This is a genomic window from Actinomadura sp. NPDC049753 (genome assembly GCF_040674655.1).
In the GTDB taxonomy this organism is placed as follows: domain Bacteria; phylum Actinomycetota; class Actinomycetes; order Streptosporangiales; family Streptosporangiaceae; genus Spirillospora; species Spirillospora verrucosospora.
Map to the genome: position 1 here is coordinate 1 of NZ_JBFARL010000444.1, position 1658 is coordinate 1658.

Consider the following 1658-nt stretch of genomic DNA (forward strand, 5'->3'; position numbering starts at 1 on the left):
CGACGCACGGCGCCCGCAAGGGCCTGGCCGACACCGCGCTGCGGACCGCAGTGCCCGCGCCCCGGTCACGGCGCCGAGGACGGGCACCGCGCAGCACGCGGCGAGAGCTGCTGCGAACAGGGACTTTCGGTCGAGCATGGTTCCCTCTCCATAGCTCGGAACTCTGCTGACATGGGGAAGGGGCGGCACGTCTGCCGCCCCTTCTCCGCTGTTCATCGGCCGCGGATCGTCATCCAGGCCGACACGTGCTCAGCGCAGGATCGGAGAACCGAGGGTGACGGGCGCGTCCTTGCCCGCGGGCGCCTTCGGGCCGATCTGGCCGGGCTTGACGTCCACACCGGGCACCTTCACGGTGCGCCTGAGCCCGTCCACGAACCCTTTGACGGCGGGCAGGGCGTCCGCGCGGCGGTAGTTCGGGGCGGTCTTCGGGGCGGTGTTCGCGATGCGCTGGCCTTCCGAGCGCATCGTCGAGGGCAGCTTCTTGTGCTTGGCGGCCGGACGGTGCTTGGACGGCTTGTACGGCTTCTTCTTCTTGGGCGTCCGCAGGGTGGGCGGCAGCTCCTTGTGGCCGTGCCCTTCCTCGACGGTCGCCCCGCCCTTGCACTGCGCCTCCGCGAGGCCGAGCAGCGAGACGGCGTTGCCGCACACGTTGATCGGGGCCTTGACCGGGATGTAGGCCTGGGTGCCGTTGCCGGCGCCGAAGTTGCCGGTGCTCGTCATCTTCACCTTGGGGTCGCCGTGCCGCTTGACGGACGCGCCGCCCTTGCACGCGGCCTGCGCCGCGCCGAGGACGGCGACGGCGTTGCCGCAGACGTCGATCGGGATGCTGATCGGCGCGAACACCTGGGTGCCGTTCAGCAGGCCGAAGTTCCCGGCGCTGGTCATGTCGACGCCGCCGTGGCCGCGCTCGTGGCCGCCCCAGCCGCCGCCGCCCCAGTCGCCGGCCGTCCGGTACCCCGAGTCGGCGTGCCGGTGGTTGCTCTTGACGGACGCTCCGCCCTTGCACTGGGCCCGCGAGAGCCCGGCGACCGCGATGGCGTTGCCGCAGACGTTGATGGGGATGCTGATCGGCGCGAACACCTGGGTGCCGTTCAGCAGGCCGAAGTTCCCGGCGCTGGTCATGTCGACGCCGCCGTGGCCGCGCTCGTGGCCGCCCCAGCCGCCGCCGAACGACTCGTCGGCGTTGGCGGGGACCGCGGTGGTGAAGGCGGCTCCGACGGCAAGGGCGCTCGCGGCCACCAGGGCGGCGCGGCCGGTGTTCCTGGACCAGATACGCATGATGTGTTGCTCCTGTCGGTTCTTTGCGAATCGGTGGTGATCGGTGGTGATCGCTGCGCGGCACCGTCCGGGTGGGCGCAGGACTGGCAGCGGCCAGGCGCGGCCGTTGCGTTTCCGGAAAAGATCGAGGTGAGGGCGGGCGGCGTGCGTCGCGCACGCGGCCGCCGTGACCCGGCCGTTCGCGGCCGGGCGGGGGTCCTAGTCGGGGACGACGGAGGGGCCGCCGGGCGCGGCCACGTCGCGCAGCGCCGTACGGCGGATGGTGCCGGGGTCGGCGCCGGACGGCGCCGCCGGGTACTGCCGGTCCAGCAGGTCGGCGAACGGGGCGAACGGGTGCCCGCCCGCCGAGCCGCCGCCGCGCGGGGCGTCCTGGCCGGACG

The 1658-nt window shown here is 73.3% G+C and carries 2 protein-coding genes; both read right to left on the reverse strand.

Annotation, left to right across the window (positions count from 1 at the left end):
- Window positions 1-249: 249 nt before the first annotated feature.
- Complete coding sequence (locus AB0K37_RS42080; protein ID WP_363991827.1) at window positions 250-1278, reverse strand: chaplin family protein; 1029 nt, start codon at window positions 1276-1278, stop codon at window positions 250-252.
- 198 nt (window positions 1279-1476) lie between these two features.
- Window positions 1477-1658 (reverse strand): hypothetical protein (locus AB0K37_RS42085; RefSeq protein WP_363991830.1); only part of this gene is annotated, 182 nt, incomplete at its 5' end.

Bases quoted from the DNA above. Each gene is read 5' to 3' on its own strand.
- AB0K37_RS42080 (WP_363991827.1), bottom strand. From the start codon at position 1,278: ATGCGTATCTGGTCCAGGAACACCGGCCGCGCCGCCCTGGTGGCCGCG.